This window comes from Pseudonocardia sp. ICBG1034, assembly GCF_020131375.1.
Lineage (GTDB): Bacteria > Actinomycetota > Actinomycetes > Mycobacteriales > Pseudonocardiaceae > Pseudonocardia > Pseudonocardia alni.
The window spans coordinates 263,116-280,583 of the sequence record NZ_JAHLEK010000019.1 but is presented as its reverse complement, the minus strand read 5'-3'; the positions used below and the strand labels follow the sequence as shown (position 1 = coordinate 280,583).

Below are 17,468 nucleotides of genomic sequence, written 5' to 3'. Positions count from 1 at the left end.
TCGGCGGACGGCGGCGGCCCGCGTCGCGGCCGTCCCGCCGGCGCTGGCGCTGGCCTCGAGCCGGGGGGTGGAGCGCGCACGCCCTGGGACCTGGTCGTCGGAGGACGACCCGGAGTCCTGGCGGGACTCGCTCCGGGCCTCGCGGACCCGGGTGACGGTGTTGGGCGGGTCGTCCTCGGAACAGGTCCTCGACGTCGGACCCCCCGCGACGACGACGGCCGCGCCGGCGGCGCGAGCCACCGAGGACTGCTCGTCGGAGTCGTCGTCGGAGTCGTCGGAAGTCCTCGGAGTCGGCCCCGGTGGAACCGGGGTCCTCGGAACCGGACTCGTCGAGTCGGAGTCCTCCGAGTCATCACCGTCATCGCCGGAGTCCTCGCCGCCCTTGCCGCGGCCGCGGCCACGACGCCCCGGCGGCGGCGGCGACGGTTGCCGTTCTCGTCCTCGCCGTCGTCGTCGGAGTCCGTCGCCCCGGTCGTCGGCGTCGGTGGTCCCGTCGGTGTCGGCGTCGTCGGTGACCGGGGTGGTGGCCCCGGTGTCCGCGGCCGGGGCCGCGGTGGTGTCGTGTCGTCGCGGTCCTTGCGACGGCGGCTCTTGCGGCCGCCGCGGCGGGGGCCGCCGTCGGTGCCGTCCTCGCCACCGGGCTGCTCGGCCGCGTCGTCGCCGGCGGGCTCGGCCGCCGCCGGGGCGGTCTGCGCGGTGCCCTGGGCCGTGGGGGCCTGGAACATCGGGACGGCGAAGACCGGCGCCAGTGCGGGCGCGGACCCGCCCCGGGAGCACCGGAACCGGTGTCGAACGGGTTCGCGGGACCTCGGTGGTCGCGTCCCCGCGTCGGCGGAGCCGATGTCGAGCACGGCCGCGGCCTCGGCCAGGGCGGCGTCCGGCGTGCCGGCCGCGGGGGCGGGCTCCGCCGCGGCGGGCTCGGCACCGTCGGCGGGCTCCGGGGAGGTGGCCCCGGCCGCGTCCGTGACCGGGCGCAGCGCGCCGCGACGACCTGCTCGGCCGTCGCACGGTGATGCTGGACTGGGCGCTACGGACCTCCTGGCCCAGACCGACCAGGGTCGCCAGGACATCGCGGCTCGCCGTGCCCAGCAGCTTGGCCAGGGCGTGGACCCGCATCTTCTCCGGCAGCTCGGAGAGCCCGCCGCGGTGCTACGGCGGGCGCGTCGTTCACGACATTCAGCTCCTTCGCCCCCGGGCGCCTCACGTCGGAGGGCGGGCCGCTCAGGGACCTTGCGCGTACGTTCCGCAGCTCGCGCGGGTTGCGCGGTACGGCACATCTGGTGTCGCTCCCCGGTCTTCGGGGATGGTGCTCGACGCCGGACCGGAGGCGGGAAGTGCCGTCCGTGTCAGGAACCGTCCGGCCGGGCCCGGGTCGCCGGGACCGCACCGAGCGGATCCACCAGGTCGCCCCCGTCGTCGAGCAGGCCCTGCGCCAACCGGTGGCCGTCACCGGTACCGGCGGCGCCAGGTCTGCGACGACGGTGAGCGCGCCCAGTACGTCATCGGGTCGGACGGTCGGTGTCGTCAGCCGTACGACCGCCGTCAGTATCGCACAGTCGGTGACCGAACCCGGGGAACCCGCCGCCCCGGACGGGTCATGATCGGCCGGTGTGCCGTTCACCTGCGGTTCGACCGACAGAGTCACGACGGCGGCGCGCACGTCGATCTCCTTGCGCCCGGACGGGTCACCCGGGTCACCACGACCGAGGTCTCGGCGAGGAACCGCTCGACCGCGGACCGCACCTCGGCGGGGTCGAGCCCGCGGATCTCGAGCCGCCAGCGGGCGGCGTCGATCCGGTCGGCCAGCGCGGGCGGCGTCGCGACCGCCGCCGCGACGACGTCGAGCCCGTCGGGCAGCGCCCGGTCCATGGCCTCCCGGACCAGCTCCGGGTCGACCTCGCGGGTCAGCCCCATCTCGACGTACTCGGCCTCGCTGCCGCCCCGGTCGGGGCGGCGCCGACCCAGGACAGCCGCGGGTGCGGGGCTGAAGCCGTGCGAGTGCGAGACCGGGACACCGGGCCCGGCGGACCGCGCGTTCGAAGCTGCGGGCCACGTCGCGGTGCGAGAGGAACCGCAGCCGTCCGCGCTTGGCGAAGCGCAGGCGGACCCCGCTGCACCGTCGGGGGTGGCCGGGTTCGCCGCGCTCCTGCCTTCACGCGCGCCATGCACCCGAGTCTAGGAGGGGTGTGCACACGGTCGGGCACACGGTCCGCGCCGATCCTCGCGGGGCGACCAGCCGCTCGGGAGGAGCACCCCACCACGACCATCGTTCCCGACCTCGGCCGCCGACGCCCAGGCGCTGCCCTTCCCCGACGCCGCGTTCGACGTCGTGCTGTCCTGCGTGGCGTGATGTTCGCCCCGTTCCACGAGCGGGCGGCGGCCGAGCTGCTGCGGGTCTGCCGTCCGGGCGGCCGGATCGGGCTGCTCGCCTGGACGCCGGGCGGGTTCGTCGGTGGGCTGCTCGCCACGCTGCGCCCGTTCGTGCCCGCCCCGCCGCCCGGCTCGGCGCCGCTGTCCGCTGGGGGACGAGGCACACGTCCGCACGCTGCTCGGGGACGGGGTGCGGGACCTGCACGCCTCGCCGGGGTCCGCCGGTTCGCGGTCACCGACTCCCCGGCCGCGTTCCGCGACCGGTGGAAGCGCTACGGCCGATCGTGACCACCTGCGCCCGCATCGCCGACGCCCCGGCTCGGTGGGGACCCGCTGCGCGTCGAGCCGGCCGAGGCGACGTGCTCGACGTGCTCGACGTGCCGGCCGGGCGACGGCCGCGGGTACTGGCCGGTCGCCGAGGCGACGCTGCCGCTGCTGGGGGGCTGCGAGCCGGACGTGCCGGAGTTCGCCGCCTGGCTGCACGGCCGCCGGCTCGACCTGTCCCGCGCCGGGCAGCGGCTGCAGGAGGTCTACTGCTCCAGCACCAGCAGCGCGTCGCCGGCGGGCCGGAACCCGGCACGCCGGTAGAACGCGGCGCTCCCCGCGGTCGGGCGGGGCGAGCATCAGCCGCCGGTACCCGCGGGCCCTGGCGTGCGCGACGACCGCCGCGAGCAGCACCCGCGGCACCCCCCGCCTCGGTGAACGCGGCGAGGACGAAGGCGTTGCCGACCTGCCCGCTGCGCGTGCCACGGCCCCGGGGCGGGGCATCTGCACGGTCTCCAGCACGTTGATCGACCCGACCGGTGTCCACCCGGCGCGGTCACTGCCCGCCTCGGCCACCCAGAACGCCCGCGCGGCTGCTCGACCCGCCACCAGGCGGCGAACGACTCGGCGAACGACGGGTCCTCGACGGCGGCCGCCCGGCGCGCTCCTCCAGCCAGAGGCGGCGCAGCCGGGCGAGCGCGGCGACGTCACGCTCGTCGGCGACCCGGACCCGCAGGCGCCTGCCGCCGTACTCCCAGGAGGATCCGTCGGCGTCGGCGACGGCCGGGTCCGGGATCGAGGACAGTCCGTTCTCAGTCACCCGGGTGTGCGCCCCCGAGCGACCCCGCGGCCGAGGCCGTCGGGTTGACCACGGTCAGCGGCAGCAGGGTGGTCCCGCTGGGGCCGACCTCGATGTCGGTACCGGTGGACGGGCAGACGCCGCAGTCGAAGCACGGCGTCCAGCGGCAGTCGTCCTGCTCGCGGCCGTCGAGCGCGTCCTGCCAGTCCTCCCAGAGCCAGTCGCGCTCCAGGCCGGAGTCGAGGTGGTCCCAGGGCAGGATCTCGTCGGCGTCGCGCTCGCGGGTGGTGAACCAGTCCAGCGACACCCCTGCGGCTCCAGGGCCTCGGCGGCGGAGTCGACCCAGCGGCGGTAGGAGAAGTGCTCGGACCAGCCGTCGAACCGGCCGCCGTCGCGCCAGACCTTCTCGATGACGGCGCCGACCCGGCGGTCGCCACGGGCGAGCAGTCCCTCGATCAGCGAGGGCTCGCCGTCGTGGTAGCGCATGCCGATGTTGCGGCCGATCTTCCGGTCGGCGTTGACCGCCTCGCGCAGCTTGCGCAGCCGGGAGTCGACGACCTCGGGTTGGCACTGCGCGGCCCACTGGAACGGGGTGTGCGGCTTCGGCACGAACCCGCCGATCGAGATGGGTGCAGCGCACGTCGTTGCGGCCGGACGCCTCGCGCCCCGCCTTGATCACGCGGTGCGCCATCCCGGCGATCTCCAGGACGTCCTCGTCGGTCTCGGTGGGCAGACCGCACATGAAGTACAGCTTCACCTGCCGCCACCCCTGCGAGAACGCCTCCGCGCAGGTCCGGATGAGGTCGTCCTCGGAGACCATCTTGTTGATCACCCGGCGGATCCGCTCGGACCCGCCCTCGGGGGCGAACGTCAGCCCGGAGCGGCGGCCGTTGCGGGAGATCTCGTTGGCGAGGTCGATGTTGAACGCGTCGACCCGGGTGGAGGGCAGCGACAGCGAGGTGTTGGTGCCCTCGTAGCGGTCGGCGAGCCCCTTGGTGATCTCGGCGATCTCGGAGTGGTCGGCGCTCGACAGCGACAGCAGCCCGACCTCGTCGAAGCCCGACGCGCGCACCGCGGCGTCGACCATCTCCCCGACGCCCTGCAGCGACCGCTCCCGCACCGGGCGGGTGATCATCCCGGCCTGGCAGAACCGGCAGCCGCGGGTGCAGCCGCGGAAGATCTCGACGCTGGCCCGCTCGTGCACGGTCTCGGCCAGCGGGACCAGCGGCTTCTTCGGGTACGGCCAGTCGTCCAGCTCGATCGTGGTGCGCTTCTGCACGCTCGCGGGGACCCGCTCGTCGGCCGGGTGACGGCGGCGATGTGACCGTCGTCGGCGTAGGTCACGTCGTAGAGGGACGGCACGTAGCAGCCCGGCGTCGACGACAGCCGCAGCAGCAGCTCCCGGCGCCCGCCCGGGCGTCCCTGCTCCTTCCAGTCCCGCACGACGTCGGTGATGTCGCCGACGACCTCCTCGCCGTCACCGAGCGCGGCGACGTCGACGAAGTCCGCGACCGGCTCCGGGTTGAACGCCGCGTGCCCACCGGCGACGACGACCGGGTGGCTCTCGTCGCGGTCCCGGGCGTGCAGCGGGATCCCCGCCAGGTCGAGCGTGGTGAGCAGGTTGGTGTATCCGAGCTCGGTGGAGAACGAGACGCCGAGGACGTCGAAGTCACCGACCGCGTGGTGGGCGTCGACGGTGAACGACGGCACTCCCGACTCGCGCATCAGGGCCTCGAGATCGGGCCAGACCGCGTAGCAGCGCTCGGCCAGTGCGTCGGCGCGCTCGTTGAGGACCTCGTACAGGATCTGGACGCCCTGGTTGGGCAGGCCGACCTCGTAGGCGTCCGGATAGAGCAGTGCCCAGCGGACGGCCGCGGAGTCCCACGGCTTGACCTGCGAGTTCCCCTCACCGCCGACGTACTGCACCGGCTTGGCGACGCGGGGCAGGATCGGCTCCAGGGCGGGGAATACGGAGGTGGGTGCCACGCTGCACCAGGGTAGCCACGTCCGTTCGGGACGAACCGGCGGGTCGCGTCCGGCCGAAAGCGGGGTGTGGAACCCGAGCAGTACACCGACGTCGGCGCGGTCCGGCTGTGCCACCAGTCCTTCGGCGACCCGGCCGACCCGGTGGTGGTCCTGGTGATGGGCCTGGGTCTGTCGCTGGACTGGTGGCGCGAGGACCTCTGCGCCGCCTGGCCGGCCGCGGGTTCCGGGTGGTGCGGTTCGACAACCGCGACGTCGGCCGCTCGACGCACCTGTCCGGCCCCGGGATCTCCGCGTGGGGGTTCCTGACCCGCCGGGCCCGGCCGGTCTACACCCTGGCCGACATGGCCGACGACACCGGCGGACTGATCGCCCGGGTCGCGCCGTCCGGGGCGCACGTGGTCGGCGCCTCGCTGGGGGCCTCGGTCGCCCAGGAGACCGCGATCCCCCCCCGGCCTGGTCCGGTCGCTGACCTCGGTGATGGGCCGCCCCGGCGACGGCACCGGGCGGACCGCGCCGCGGATGCTGCCCGAGTTCCTGCGCCGCCGCCCGCGGACCCGGTCGAGGGCCTGGTCCGGTCGTTCCGCCGGATCGGCTCCCACGACCGGACCGCCGTGGACGACGAGGACGTCCGCGTCACGTTCCGGCGGGCGCAGGCCCGCGAGACCGGCGACGGAAGCGGGGCCGGCAGGCAGCTGGCGGCGATCGTCGCCGAGCGGGACCGCACCGCGGACCTGCGGGCGCTGACCTGCCCGGCGCTGGTGCTGCACGGGTGCGAGGACCGGGTCATCCGCCCCGACGGGGGCCGTGCGACCGCCGCGGCCGTCCCCGGCGCCGAGCTGGTGGAGGTGCCGGGGATGGGCCACGACCTGCCGCGGTGGGTCTGGCCGGAGCTCGTCGAGGGGATCGCGCGGACCGCCGCCCGGGCGCACACCCGCTGAGGCACGGGTCACGGCGGACCGGCGGGCCGGGCCACTACGCTGGCGCCGACCTGCTCCCCACGCGCGTCCCCGAACTCCCAGGAGACCCCCGTGCCCGTGACCGACGCCGAGCTGCACGCCCGGTTCCGCCCGCTGTTCGAGAAGATCGCCGCCGGCGCGGTGGAGCGCGAGCTGAGCCGCAGGCTGCCCGTCGAGGAGATCGCCGCCCTGCGCGACGCCGGGTTCGGCGCGGTCCGGCTGCCGGTGGAGGCCGGCGGCGCGGGGGCCTCGCTGCGCCAGCTGTTCGCGCTGCTCGTCGAGCTGGGCGCGGCGGACTCGAACATCCCGCAGGCGCTGCGGACGCACCTGCTGTGCCTTCGCCGAGCTGTGGTCGGCGGTGCCGCCGACGACCCGGTGCTGCGCGGTCGGCTGGAGCAGGTCGCGGCCGGCCGGCTCGTCGGCAACGCCATCTCCGAGCGCGGCGGCGTCGTGCGCAACTCCTCCACCACGGTGCTGCGCCGCGACGGGGACAGGCTGCTGCTCGAGGGCGAGAAGTTCTACTGCACCGGCACGCTCTACGCCGACCTCGTCGACGTCGTCGCGCTCGACGAGGACGGCAGCCGGGTGAGCGTGCTGGTGGAGACCTCCGCGCCCGGTGTCGAGCGGATCGACGACTGGCGCGGGTTCGGGCAGAAGCTGACCGCCAGCGGCACGACCCGGTTCACCGCGGTCGAGGTCGACCCGGCCCAGGTGCGGCCCGCGCCGACCGATGCCCACCAGCCGGTCCGGCAGGGGTTCCTGCAGCTGGTGCAGCTGGCGGCGCTGGCCGGGATCGCCCGCCGCGCCGCCGACGACGCCGCCGCCTACGTCCGCGACCGGCGCCGCAACTGGCCCTACGGCAACGCCGACCTGCCCAGGGACGACCCGCTGGTGCAGCAGGTCGTCGGGAAGGTCGACGCGGCCGCGTTCACCGTCGCCGCCGTCGTCGACGCCGCGGCCGCCTCGCTGGAGCGGGCGTTGTCCGAGCCCGGCCACGGCCCGGCCGCCGAGCTCGACGTGTACCGGGCCCAGTCGACGGTGCCGCAGCTGGTGCTGGACGCGACCTCGGAGCTGTTCGAGGTCGGCGGCGCGTCCACCGTCGACGTCGACCGGGCGCTGGACCGGCACTGGCGCAACGCGCGCACCCTCGCCGTGCACAACCCGATCGTCTACAAGCAGCAGGTGGTCGGGGCCTTCGCGCTGAACGGGACGGTGCCGGTGCTGTCGCTGTCCCCGGGCGTCGCGGGCTGAGTGGGGCTCACCGGCCGGCGCGGGCGGTGCGGGCGTGCGGTGGCGTCGTCGTCGGCGGGCGGAAGGTCTCCAGTGCCGCTCGGCGACGGGTGACGTCGTGCGTGTGCGCCGAAAGTGGCACCGAGTGGAAGAAATCGCGTGCCGTCGTCGGTGTCGAGGACCAGCACGGCGGCAGCACGAGCGCGGGGCGGCAGGACCCCCGTGCACGTTCGGCGGCGGCCGCACGCCCGGGTCGAGGCCGCGCTCAGCAGCGACCGACGGCGACGGCCGGATCGCGCAGGTGCACGGCTTCCCTCGACGTCGTCCCCGCCCTGTAACGGCCGGGCCGGTCAGTGGACGACCGGCCCCGACGACGGGCCGTGCGCCCAGGACGGCGGCGGGCCGGGTTCGGCCCGCCGCCGCGGGACGACGAAACGCGGCCACGCGGCCAGAGCCCGGCCAGCATCCCGTACTGCAGGCCCAGGAGGTAGCCGAGTCCCCGACCCGCCACGCGAACGGGTCGACCAGCGTCCACGCCGAGCCGGCCAGGAGCAGTACGGCCCCGGTCAGCGGTGCGCCCGGGGACAGGCGCGCGGCGGCGACCACCCCACCGCGCCCAGGAGCAGCCCGCCGACGAGCAGCCGGCCCGAGAGCCGGCCGGCGGGGACCCGGTCGAGGTCCATCCGCATCATCGACTCGTAGGCGGTGCCCATCCCCGCACCGGCGACGACCAGCGCCACCGCCGTCCCGACGAGCCCGACCAGGATCCCCACCAGGTGCCGCACGACCGCCCCCTCCGCCGACCCGGACGGATCGGACGGAACGGAAGCTATCAGCGCTTCCCGTTCGGCAGGGCCAGTCGGTTGATCGTGCCCAGGACCTGCATGTACTGCTTCCACAGCGGCCCGGTCGTGTACTCCAGCCCGTACTCCCGGCACAGCTCCCGCACCTCGGGCGCGATCTCGGCGTAGCGGTTGCTGGGCAGATCGGGGAACAGGTGGTGCTCGATCTGGAAGGACAGCTGGCCGGTCATCAGATGGAAGAACCGGCCGCCCTCGAGGTTGGCCGAGCCCAGCAGCTGACGGACGTACCACTCGCCGCGGCTCTCGTCCTCCAACTGCTCCTCGGTGAACTGCACCGCGCCGGTCGGGAAGTGCCCGCAGAAGATGACCGCGTGCGACCAGACGTTGCGCACCAGGTTCGCGGTGAGGTTGCCCGCGAGCACCGGCAGGAAGAACGGCCCGGCCAGCGCGGGGAACGCGACGTAGTCCTTCAGGATCTGGCGCCCGGTCTTGCGGCCGATCGACTTGACCTGCTGCCACACCCGGCTCAGCGGCTTCTCCCCCGCCACGACCTTCTCGACCTCGAGGTCGTGCAGCGCGACGCCGTACTCGAAGAACAGGCTGAGCAGGAGGTTGTACAGCGGGTTGCCGAGGTAGTACGGCGTCCACCGCTGCTCCTCGGACAGCCGCAGGATCCCGTAGCCCACGTCCCGGTCCTTGCCGACGACGTTGGTGTAGGTGTGGTGCATGTAGTTGTGCGAGTGCTTCCACTCCGCCGAGGACGAGACGTTGTCCCACTCCCAGGTCGACGAGTGGATCTTCGGGTCACGCATCCAGTCCCACTGGCCGTGCATGACGTTGTGCCCGATCTCCATGTTCTCGAGGATCTTGGCGATCGAGAGCATGGCGGTCCCGGCGATCCAGGCCGGGGGCAGGACACCGGCGAACAGCAGCGCGCGGCCGCCGATCTCCAGCGCCCGCTGCTTGCGGATGACGCCGCGGATGTACTCGGCGTCCGAGGCGCCGCGCTCGGCGAGGACCCGGTCACGGATCGCGTCGAGGCGACGGCCGAGCTCCTCGATCTGCTCGGCGGTCAGGTCGGTGGTCGCGGCCACGTCCTCGCGGCGCGACGACGGCACGAGCTCCAGCACCGGGCGCTGCGGGTGCTGCTCGCGGCCGGTCTCCTCGGGGCCGGGCTCGGCGTGCGTGGGGTTCTCCAGGACGGCGGTCATGAGGACCTCCTTCGGTCGGAGCGGGTGTGTCAGGGAAGGTCGATGCGGGCGGGCCCGCACGCGGAGTTGATGCAGGTCTGGATCAGGTCGCCGGGCTCGCCGTGCGCCTCGCCGGTGCGCAGGTCGCGCACCCGGCCCTCGCGCAGCGGCAGCACGCAGCCGAAGCAGATGCCCATCCGGCAGCCGCTGGGCATGAGCTTCCCGGCGGCCTCCCCCGCCTCGAGGAGGCTCTGGCCGGACTCGACGACGACGTCGTCGCCGCCGAGGTCGACGGTGCCGCCGGTGCCCTCGGTGGCGCGGGCCGGCGGGGTGAAGCGCTCGGCGGTGACGCCGTCCCAGGCATCCTCCAGGGCGTCGAGCAGGCCGTCGGGGCCGCAGGCGTACACGGCCCGGTCGGCCCGGTCGGCGACGGCGGCGTCGAGGGTCGCGGGGTCGAGCCGCCCGGAGACGGCGCTGTGGCGCAGCACGACCCGCAGCGACGGGTGCCGCGCGGCGAGGCCGGCCAGCTCGGCGCGGAAGATCGTGTCCTCCGGCGTGCGGGCGCCGTGCACGAGCACGACGTCGGGCATCGTCCCGGCGCGGTCGAGCGTGCGCAGCATGCCCATCACCGGGGTGATGCCGCTGCCCGCGGTGACGAACAGCAGCTTCCCCGGGAGCGGGTCGGGCAGGACGAAACCGCCCGCCGCCTGGTCGAGCTCGACGATCGTGCCGATCGGCAGGTCGCGGACCAGGGTCGGCGACACGGCACCGCCCTCGACCTCCTGCACGGTCACGGTGAGGTGCTCGGCGTCCTCGGGGGAGGTCAGCGAGTAGCTCCGGGTGAGCCGGACGCCGTCGACCTCGACGCCGATGCCGACGTACTGGCCGGCGCGGTGCCCGGCCCAGGCGCGCCCGGGCTCGATGGTCACCGAGACCGCACGGCCGGTCTCGCGGCGACGGGCGACGACCCGGCCGCGCAGCGACGTGGTCGACCAGAGCGGGTCGACCAGCGTCAGGAAGTCCTCGGGCAGCAGCGGGGTCGTGAGGGCGCTCGCGGCGGCCAGCAGGCCCCGGCGGCGCGAGGTCGTGCCAGGAGCGGATCGGAACATGACATCAACTGTGCACGGTCTGATGTCACATAGCAACCGGGGTCTCCTGGATCCTGTGTCACATGTCCGCCTGTTATTCTCCGTGTCATGGTCGAGGACCCGGAGTCGGCGGACTGGCGCACCATCGACGAGCTGGCGCGGTCCAGCGGTGTCACGGTGCGCAACATCCGCGCCTACCAGTCCCGGGGACTGCTGCCCCCGCCGCAGGTCAAGGCCCGGACGGGCTACTACGGCCCCGGTCACGCGGCGCGTCTGGAGCTGATCCAGGACCTGCAGGACGAGGGCGTCAAGCTCGACACGATCAAGAAGCTGCTCGACACCACCGGTGGCTCCACCGAGCAGGTCGTGCAGTTCATCCGGACCGTCCGCGCGCTGTTCGCGCCCGAGGACCGGCAGATCGTGCACCTCGCCGAGCTCGCCGAACGGTACGAGAGCACCGACGTCGGCGTCGCCAAGCGCGGGGTCAAGATGGGCCTGCTGCGCGAGCTGGGCGACGACACCTACGAGGAGATCAGCCCGCGGCTGATGAACGCCGCCGCCGAGCTGACCGGTCTCGGCATCCCGATCACCCGCTCGCTCGACGTCGTGGAGCAGCTGCGCAAGCACGCCGACGCCGTCGCCCGGCTCTACGTCGACCTGTTCCTCGGCGAGATCTGGCAGCCCTTCGACGCCGAGGGCCGTCCCGACGACCAGTGGCCGCGCGTCTACGAGACCATCGAGCGGATGCGCCGCATCTCCGGCGAGGTCATGATCGCCGTGCTGGAGCTGGCCGTGGCCGAGCGGGTCGACGTCACCTTCGGCCGCGACATCGTGCGCAACGTGAAGACCACGAGCGCGGGCCCACGGTCGCACCCGACGCCGCGGGGCCGTCCGCGGACGGGGCGGAGCCGTCCTGACCACCGGCGCCGGTCAGCGCCCGCGCAGCGCGCGGGAGACGACGGCCCGGGTGTCGGCGGGGTCGATGACGTCGTCGATCTCGAACACGGTCGCCACGCCGAGCGCCTTGCCGCGCTCGTAGTACCCGGCGACGAGTTCGTCGTAGCGGGCCCGCCGCGCGGTCTCGTCGGTGATCGCGGCCAGCTCGTCGCGGAAGCCGAGGCGGACAGCGCCCTCCAGCCCCATCCCGCCGAACTCACCGGTCGGCCAGGCCACGGTCAGCACCGGTGCGTGCAGGTCACCGCCGGCCATCGCCATCGCGCCGAGGCCGTAGCCCTTGCGCAGCACGACCGTCACCAGCGGCACCGTCAGCCGTGCGCCGGCGACGAACATCGTCCCGAACCGGCGGACGGTCGCGGTGCGCTCGGCGTCCGGGCCGACCATGAACCCCGGGGTGTCGCACAGCGACACGACCGGCAACCCGCGGGCCTGGCACAGCGTCAGGAACGCGGTGGCCTTGTCCGCGGCGTCGCCGTCGATCGCGCCACCGAGGTGCTCGGGGTCGTTGGCGATCACGCCGACGGCGCGGCCGTCGAGCCGGGCCAGTGCGGTGACCATCCCCGCGCCGAACCCGCCGCGCAGCTCGACGACGGAGCCGGTGTCGCACAGGGTGTCGACGACGCGGCGGACGTCGTAGGCGCGCAGCCGGTTCTCCGGGACGAGGTGGCGCAGCAGCCGCTGGTCGGCGTGCCCGCCGGCCACCGGGTCCCCGGCGACGTGGCGCAGGTACCGACGGGCCGCGGCGGCCGCGGCCCGGTCATCGGGCACGAGCAGGTCGACCACGCCGTTCGCCCACTGCACCGGCATCGGTCCGACGTCACCGGGTGCGACGACGCCGAGCCCGCCGCCCTCGATCATCGCCGGGCCGCCCATGCCCAGGCTGCTGCCCTCGGTCGCGACGATCAGCTCGCAGGCCCCGGCCAGGGCCGCGTTGCCGGCGAAGCAGTAGCCGGCGACGACCGCGACGGTCGGGACCCGGTCGCGCAGGCGGGCGAACAGCCGGAAGGTCGGCACGTCGAGCTGGGTGACGGCGGAGGTGTCGGTGTCCCCCGGCCTTCCGCCGCCGCCCTCGGCGAACACGACGACCGGCAGCCGGTCGCGCTCGGCGAGCTCGAGGAGCCGGTCGGTCTTGCGGTGGTTGAGCACGCCCTGGGTGCCGGCGAGCACGGTGTAGTCGTAGGCCAGCACGGCGACCGGGCGTCCGCCGACGGTCCCGGTGCCGGTGACGATCCCGTCGGCGGGGGTGCGGGCGACGAGCTCGGCGGTGCTGCGACGGGCCCGCTGCGCCGCCAGGGTCAGCGCGCCGTACTCGACGAGGCTGTCGGGGTCGAGCAGGTCGGCGACGTTCTCCCGGGCGGTGCGCCGCCCCGCGGACCGCCGGCGTGCGATGGCGGCGGGCCGGCCGGCGTCGAGCCCGCCGTGGCGGCGGTCGCGGACCTCGGCCAGGTCGGGCCGGATCCGGTCGGGGTCGAGGTCCTCGGTACGGCCGGGGGCGTCCGCGGCGTCGGCGTCGGCGAGGACGGCGAGCAGCTCCCCCGCCTCGACCGCGTCCCCGACGGCGACGACGACCGTCTCCACCCGGGCCGGCCGCTCCGCGGTGACCGGGTGCTCCATCTTCATCGACTCGAGGACGACGACCTCGCCGCCCGCGGCGACGACCTGCCCGGCCGGGGTGGGCAGCGCCACGACGACGCCGGGCCGGGACGCGCGCACGGCGGTCCGGTCCGCGGGGACCTCGACCGCCGGGCCCGGCGCCGATCCGTTCCCGGCGGCGTCACCGGCCGCAGGCGCACCGGGCGCCGGCGCACCGGGCGCGGGCAGCACGGTCTCGCGGGGCGCCGCGGCCAGCTCGGCCAGGTGCCGGTCGACGAAGGTGGTGTCCAGGGTCCCGTCGACCAGCTCGGGGCGGGCGAGGACGGCCTGCAGCAGCCCCAGGGTGACCGCGACGCCCGCCACGTCGAACCCGGCGAGGGCACGCCGGGTGGCGGCGGCCGCGGCGTCCGGCGTCGCCCCGCGGGCGACGACCTTGGCCAGCAGCGGGTCGTAGCGCGGCCCGACCCGGTACCCGGCGTAGCCGTGGGTGTCGACGCGGACCCCGCGCCCGGCGGGCGGCTGGAAGCGGAGTGGAAGCACTCGCACAACTACATGCACCACACCTACACCAACGTCGTCGGCAAGGACCGGGACGTGGCTACGGGATCCTGCGGCTGTCCGAGGAGCAGCGGTGGACGCCGTACTACCTCGGCAACCCCTGTACAACCTCCTGCTCAGCCTGTTCTTCGAGTACGGCGTCGCGCTGCACGACCTCGAGGTCGAGAAGGTCGTGGCGGGGGAGAAGCCGCTGAGCCGGGTGTGGCAGCAGGTCAAGTCGATCGGCCGCAAGACCGGGCGCCAGATCTGAAGGACTACGTCGCGTTCCCCGCGCTGGCCGGGCCGTTCTTCCTGCCGGTGCTCGCGGGCAACCTCACCGCGAACCTGTGCGCAACGTCTGGTCGCACGCGGTCATCTTCTGCGGGCACTTCCCGACCGGCGCGGTGCAGTTCACCGAGGAGCAGTTGGAGGACGAGAGCCGCGGCGAGTGGTACGTCCGTCAGCTGCTGGCTCGGCCAACCTCGAGGGCGGCCGGTTCTTCCATCTGATGACCGGCCAGCTGTCCTTCCAGATCGAGCACCACCTGTTCCCCGATCTGCCAGCAACCGCTACGCCGAGATCGCGCCCGAGGTGCGGGAGCTGTGCCGGGAGTACGGGCTGGAGTACACGACCGGGCCGCTGTGGAAGCAGTACATGCAGGTCCTGGGCACGATCAACCGACTGGCCCTGCCGAACGGGAAGCGCTGATAGCTTCCGTTCCGTCCGATCCGTCCGGGTCGGCGGAGGGGCGGTCGTGCGGCACCTGGTGGGGATCCTGGTCGGGCTCGTCGGACGGCGTGTGGCGCTGGTCGTCGCCGGTGCGGGATGGGCACCGCCTACGAGTCGATGATGCGGATGGACCTCGACCGGGTCCCCGCCGGCTCGGCCTGCTGCTCGTCGGCGGGCTGCTCCTGGGCGCGGTGGTGCTCGCCGCGCGCCTGTCCCCGGGCGCACCGCTGACCGGGGCCGTACTGCTCCTGGCCGGCTCGGCGTGGACGCTGGTCGACCCGCAGGCGCGCGTTCGCGCTGGTCGGGGACTCGGCTACCTCCTGGCCTGCCGGGCAGCGGGATGCTCCTGGCGGGCTGCCGGCCGCGGCCGCGTTCGTCGTCCCGCGGCGGCGCCGAACCCGGCCCGCCGCCCCGTCCTGGGCGCACGGCCCGTCGTCGGGCCGGTCGTCCACTGACCGGCCCGGCCGTTACAGGGCGGGGACGACGTCGAGGAAGCCGTGCACCTGCGCGATCCGGCCGTCGCCGTCGGTCGCTGCTGAGCGGCCTCGACCCGGCCGTGCTCGGGCCGCCGCCGAACGTGCACCGGGTCTGCCTGCACCCCCGGTCGGCCGGACCCCGCCGCTGGTCCTCGACACCGACGACGGCACGCTGAGGTTCCACTCGGTGGTCTCGACCTTCGGCGCACCGCACGACGTCACCCTCGCCGAGCCGGCACTGGAGACCTTCCTGCCCGCCGACGACGCCACACGCGCCGCCCTCACCGCCCGCGCCGGCCGGTGAGCCCCACTCAGCCCGCGACGCCCGGGGACAGCGACAGCACCGGCACCGTCCCGTTCAGCGCGAAGGCCCCGACCACCTGCTGCTTGTAGACGATCGGGTTGTGCACGGCGAGGGTGCGCGCGTTGCGCCAGTGCCGGTCCAGCGCCCGGTCGACGTCGACGGTGGACGCGCCGCCGACCTCGAACAGCTCCGAGGTCGCGTCCAGCACCAGCTGCGGCACCGTCGACTGGGCCCGGTACACGTCGAGCTCGGCGGCCGGGCCGTGGCCGGGCTCGGACAACGCCCGCTCCAGCGAGGCGGCCGCGGCGTCGACGACGGCGGCGACGGTGAACGCGGCCGCGTCGACCTTCCCGACGACCTGCTGCACCAGCGGGTCGTCCCTGGGCAGGTCGGCGTTGCCGTAGGGCCAGTTGCGGCGCCGGTCGCGGACGTAGGCGGCGGCGTCGTCGGCGGCGCGGCGGGCGATCCCGGCCAGCGCCGCCAGCTGCACCAGCTGCAGGAACCCCTGCCGGACCGGCTGGTGGGCATCGGTCGGCGCGGGCCGCACCTGGGCCGGGTCGACCTCGACCGCGGTGAACCGGGTCGTGCCGCTGGCGGTCAGCTTCTGCCCGAACCCGCGCCAGTCGTCGATCCGCTCGACACCGGGCGCGGAGGTCTCCACCAGCACGCTCACCCGGCTGCCGTCCTCGTCGAGCGCGACGACGTCGACGAGGTCGGCGTAGAGCGTGCCGGTGCAGTAGAACTTCTCGCCCTCGAGCAGCAGCCTGTCCCCGTCGCGGCGCAGCACCGTGGTGGAGGAGTTGCGCACGACGCCGCCGCGCTCGGAGATGGCGTTGCCGACGAGCCGGCCGGCCGCGACCTGCTCCAGCCGACCGCGCAGCACCGGGTCGTCGGCGGCACCGGCCGACCACAGCTCGGCGAACAGCAGGTGCGTCCGCAGCGCCTGCGGGATGTTCGAGTCCGCCGCGCCCAGCTCGACGAGCAGCGCGAACAGCTGGCGCAGCGAGGCCCCCGCGCCGCCGGCCTCCACCGGCAGCCGGACCGCGCCGAACCCGGCGTCGCGCAGGGCGGCGATCTCCTCGACGGGCAGCCTGCGGCTCAGCTCGCGCTCCACCGCGCCGGCGGCGATCTTCTCGAACAGCGGGCGGAACCGGGCGTGCAGCTCGGCGTCGGTCACGGGCACGGGGGTCTCCTGGGAGTTCGGGGACGCGCGTGGGGAGCAGGTCGGCGCCAGCGTAGGTGCCCGGCCCGCCGGTCCGCCGTGACCCGTGCCTCAGCGGGTGTGCGCCCGGGCGGCGGTCCGCGCGATCCCCTCGACGAGCTCCGGCCAGACCCACCGCGGCAGGTCGTGGCCCATCCCCGGCACCTCCACCAGCTCGGCGCCGGGGACGGCCGCGGCGGTCGCACGGCCCCCGTCGGGGCGGATGACCCGGTCCTCGCACCCGTGCAGCACCAGCGCCGGGCAGGTCAGCGCCCGCAGGTCCGCGGTGCGGTCCCGCTCGGCGACGATCGCCGCCAGCTGCCTGCCGGCCCCGCTTCCGTCGCCGGTCTCGCGGGCCTGCGCCCGCCGGAACGTGACGCGGACGTCCTCGTCGTCCACGGCGGTCCGGTCGTGGGAGCCGATCCGGCGGAACGACCGGACCAGGCCCTCGACCGGGTCCGCGGGCGGCGGGCGCAGGAACTCGGGCAGCATCCGCGGCGCGGTCCGCCCGGTGCCGTCGCCGGGGCGGCCCATCACCGAGGTCAGCGACCGGACCAGGCCGGGGTGGCGGATCGCGGTCTCCTGGGCGACCGAGGCCCCCAGCGAGGCGCCGACCACGTGCGCCCCGGACGGCGCGACCCGGGCGATCAGTCCGCCGGTGTCGTCGGCCATGTCGGCCAGGGTGTAGACCGGCCGGGCCCGGCGGGTCAGGAACCCCCACGCGGAGATCCCGGGGCCGGACAGGTGCGTCGAGCGGCCGACGTCGCGGTTGTCGAACCGCACCACCCGGAACCCGCGGCCGGCCAGGGCGGCGCAGAGGTCCTCGCGCCACCAGTCCAGCGACAGACCCAGGCCCATCACCAGGACCACCACCGGGTCGGCCGGGTCGCCGAAGGACTGGTGGCACAGCCGGACCGCGCCGACGTCGGTGTACTGCTCGGGTTCCACACCCCGCTTTCGGCCGGACGCGACCCGCCGGTTCGTC

General features: G+C 74.9%; 15 protein-coding genes and 3 pseudogenes. 7 read left to right on the top strand and 11 right to left on the bottom strand.

From position 1 onward, the window contains the following. The 3 genes and pseudogenes from KPF22_RS21475 to KPF22_RS21465 all read right to left on the bottom strand — a co-directional run. The coding region (locus KPF22_RS21475) for a hypothetical protein (RefSeq protein WP_224403130.1) at positions 1-240 on the bottom strand (240 nt) is incomplete at its 3' end. A 780-nt stretch (positions 241-1,020) separates the two neighbouring features. Continuing rightward, positions 1,021-1,116 (bottom strand): annotated as a pseudogene (locus KPF22_RS33720) (translation initiation factor IF-2 N-terminal domain-containing protein); the annotation flags it as partial. A gap of 525 nt (positions 1,117-1,641) precedes the next feature. Beyond that, on the bottom strand, positions 1,642-1,965 hold the full coding sequence (locus KPF22_RS21465) for a DUF2344 domain-containing protein (RefSeq protein WP_255625084.1): 324 nt from the start codon (positions 1,963-1,965) through the stop codon (positions 1,642-1,644). Positions 1,966-2,346: 381 nt separating this feature from the next. On the opposite strand from KPF22_RS21465, the gene KPF22_RS32765 reads away from it, so the two are divergent. After that, positions 2,347-2,658 carry a hypothetical protein gene (locus KPF22_RS32765; protein ID WP_305080355.1) on the top strand — a complete coding sequence of 104 codons (312 nt, stop codon included), beginning with the start codon at positions 2,347-2,349 and terminating at the stop codon, positions 2,656-2,658. A 168-nt stretch (positions 2,659-2,826) separates the two neighbouring features. Beyond that, positions 2,827-2,958: a hypothetical protein gene (locus KPF22_RS32285; protein WP_255625048.1), complete on the top strand. Its 132-nt coding sequence runs from the start codon at positions 2,827-2,829 to the stop codon at positions 2,956-2,958. Between the two features lie 232 nt (positions 2,959-3,190). On the opposite strand, the gene KPF22_RS21455 is transcribed toward KPF22_RS32285, so the two are convergent. Further along, positions 3,191-3,454, bottom strand: coding sequence for a hypothetical protein (locus KPF22_RS21455; protein WP_224403119.1), 264 nt, complete (start codon positions 3,452-3,454; stop codon positions 3,191-3,193). Then, positions 3,447-5,419 (bottom strand): annotated as a pseudogene (locus KPF22_RS21450) (TIGR03960 family B12-binding radical SAM protein). Before KPF22_RS21450 ends, KPF22_RS21455 begins: the two are co-directional and overlap by 8 nt. Before the next feature lie 182 nt (positions 5,420-5,601). Here KPF22_RS21450 and KPF22_RS21445 point away from each other — a divergent pair. Next, positions 5,602-6,357 carry an alpha/beta fold hydrolase gene (locus KPF22_RS21445; RefSeq protein ID WP_224403118.1) on the top strand — a complete coding sequence of 252 codons (756 nt, stop codon included), beginning with the start codon at positions 5,602-5,604 and terminating at the stop codon, positions 6,355-6,357. A gap of 90 nt (positions 6,358-6,447) precedes the next feature. Beyond that, the gene (locus KPF22_RS21440; protein WP_224403117.1) at positions 6,448-7,626 is read left to right on the top strand and encodes an acyl-CoA dehydrogenase family protein; all 1,179 of its coding nucleotides are present in this window, start codon (positions 6,448-6,450) and stop codon (positions 7,624-7,626) included. Between the two features lie 545 nt (positions 7,627-8,171). On the opposite strand, the gene KPF22_RS21435 is transcribed toward KPF22_RS21440, so the two are convergent. From KPF22_RS21435 to KPF22_RS21425, 3 genes are read right to left on the bottom strand one after another with little or no spacing between them, the layout of a single operon-like run. After that, positions 8,172-8,390, bottom strand: coding sequence for a hypothetical protein (locus KPF22_RS21435; RefSeq protein ID WP_224403116.1), 219 nt, complete (start codon positions 8,388-8,390; stop codon positions 8,172-8,174). 47 nt (positions 8,391-8,437) lie between these two features. Then, complete coding sequence (locus KPF22_RS21430; RefSeq protein WP_224403115.1) at positions 8,438-9,619, bottom strand: acyl-CoA desaturase; 1,182 nt, start codon at positions 9,617-9,619, stop codon at positions 8,438-8,440. A 29-nt stretch (positions 9,620-9,648) separates the two neighbouring features. Then, entirely contained in the window at positions 9,649-10,707 is a 1,059-nt protein-coding gene (locus tag KPF22_RS21425) for a ferredoxin reductase (protein WP_224403114.1), read from the bottom strand. An 87-nt stretch (positions 10,708-10,794) separates the two neighbouring features. Here KPF22_RS21425 and KPF22_RS33715 point away from each other — a divergent pair. Continuing rightward, positions 10,795-11,013 (top strand): annotated as a pseudogene (locus tag KPF22_RS33715) (MerR family transcriptional regulator); the annotation flags it as partial. 603 nt (positions 11,014-11,616) lie between these two features. Here KPF22_RS33715 and KPF22_RS21415 read toward each other — a convergent pair. Continuing rightward, the gene (locus KPF22_RS21415) at positions 11,617-13,776 is read right to left on the bottom strand and encodes a carboxyl transferase domain-containing protein (protein WP_224403113.1); all 2,160 of its coding nucleotides are present in this window, start codon (positions 13,774-13,776) and stop codon (positions 11,617-11,619) included. Positions 13,777-13,867: 91 nt separating this feature from the next. On the opposite strand from KPF22_RS21415, the gene KPF22_RS21410 reads away from it, so the two are divergent. Next, a complete protein-coding gene (locus KPF22_RS21410) occupies positions 13,868-14,044 on the top strand; it encodes a hypothetical protein (RefSeq protein ID WP_224403112.1) in 177 nt (58 codons plus the stop codon). A 554-nt stretch (positions 14,045-14,598) separates the two neighbouring features. Then, positions 14,599-14,733 (top strand): hypothetical protein, encoded by a 135-nt coding sequence (locus tag KPF22_RS32280; RefSeq protein WP_255625046.1) that lies wholly within the window; start codon positions 14,599-14,601, stop codon positions 14,731-14,733. A gap of 556 nt (positions 14,734-15,289) precedes the next feature. Here KPF22_RS32280 and KPF22_RS21405 read toward each other — a convergent pair. Further along, on the bottom strand, positions 15,290-16,465 hold the full coding sequence (locus KPF22_RS21405) for an acyl-CoA dehydrogenase family protein (protein ID WP_224403111.1): 1,176 nt from the start codon (positions 16,463-16,465) through the stop codon (positions 15,290-15,292). 90 nt (positions 16,466-16,555) lie between these two features. Continuing rightward, on the bottom strand, positions 16,556-17,431 hold the full coding sequence (locus tag KPF22_RS21400; RefSeq protein WP_224403110.1) for an alpha/beta fold hydrolase: 876 nt from the start codon (positions 17,429-17,431) through the stop codon (positions 16,556-16,558). Between the last annotated feature and the right edge of the window lie 37 nt (positions 17,432-17,468).

What these genes read in the sequence shown, in the direction of transcription:
- KPF22_RS21430 (WP_224403115.1), bottom strand. Translation starts at nt 9,619, where the DNA reads ATGACCGCCGTCCTGGAGAACCCCACGCACGCCGAGCCCGGCCCCGAG.
- KPF22_RS21425 (WP_224403114.1), bottom strand. Translation starts at nt 10,707, where the DNA reads ATGTTCCGATCCGCTCCTGGCACGACCTCGCGCCGCCGGGGCCTGCTG.
- KPF22_RS32280 (WP_255625046.1), top strand. Translation starts at nt 14,599, where the DNA reads ATGGGCACCGCCTACGAGTCGATGATGCGGATGGACCTCGACCGGGTC.